General features: G+C 65.6%; 1 protein-coding gene. It reads left to right on the forward strand.

Annotated features, from left to right (window positions below):
• A partial coding sequence (locus GM672_RS30285) for an IS1/IS1595 family N-terminal zinc-binding domain-containing protein (RefSeq protein WP_170300292.1) occupies positions 1–369 on the forward strand: 369 nt, incomplete at both ends.

The following is a 369-nucleotide window of genomic DNA, read 5'->3' on the forward strand; positions in this document are numbered from 1 at the left end:
GACGGCTGTTCGAAGGATGTGCCTCGCTGGCCGATTGCCTGGCCATCATCGAGGCACGGGGCGCGCGCCTGCGCCGGTGCCCGCACTGCGACGGCGACAAGCTGTATCGCCACGGCATCCTGCGCGGACTGCAGCGCTACCGATGCCGGCAGTGCCGCCGCTCCTTCAATGCACTGACCGATACGCCGCTGGCGTTTATCCGCCTGCGCGAAAAATGGCTACCGTTTCTGCAGTGCATGCTCGGTTCGATGACGGTACGCGCGGCAGCGGAAACAACCGGCATTCACCGCAACACGAGCTTTCGCTGGCGCCACCGCTTTCTTGCCATGGCCAAGGACGACCGGCCCAAGCCCTTGAGCGGCATCGTCG

This window comes from Pseudoduganella buxea (assembly GCF_009720835.1).
GTDB classification, from domain to species: domain Bacteria; phylum Pseudomonadota; class Gammaproteobacteria; order Burkholderiales; family Burkholderiaceae_D; genus Rugamonas; species Rugamonas buxea.